This window comes from Pseudomonas sp. SIMBA_067, from assembly GCF_046534675.1.
In the GTDB taxonomy this organism is placed as follows: domain Bacteria; phylum Pseudomonadota; class Gammaproteobacteria; order Pseudomonadales; family Pseudomonadaceae; genus Aquipseudomonas; species Aquipseudomonas putida.
Genome location: NZ_JAWRYH010000193.1, coordinates 1 through 324, shown reverse-complemented (window position 1 = coordinate 324; position 324 = coordinate 1). Strand labels below are relative to the sequence as shown.

The window sequence follows — 324 nt, the reverse complement described above, 5'->3', positions numbered from 1 at the left end:
CAACCATCATTGCCCTGTTCGAAGCGCAGACGCAACGCATCGTGATGCGCCACGACAGCCTGCAGAGCCTTGTTCAACGGCTCCGGCGCCAAGGTCTCGTGCGGCATCAGCAACACGGACTGGTTCCAATGATGACGCTGAGGAATATCAGCGTTGAAGAACCAATGCTGAATCGGCAACAGCGCAGTAGCGCCGATAACTGCCCCTTGGTCGATAGCTGTACTGGTCGAACGCTGCGCAACCGCACCCAGTGCTTGCACAGTCTGATTCTGGAACAAATCTTTGGGCGTAAACTGAATGTCCTGCTGACGCGCACGGCTGACC

The 324-nt window shown here is 56.8% G+C and carries 1 protein-coding gene; it reads right to left on the bottom strand.

Going from position 1 to position 324, the window contains the following annotated elements:
- Positions 1–324, bottom strand: a 324-nt coding sequence (locus SB765_RS28685) for a condensation domain-containing protein (RefSeq protein ID WP_410932366.1), incomplete at both ends; no start/stop codon positions are given.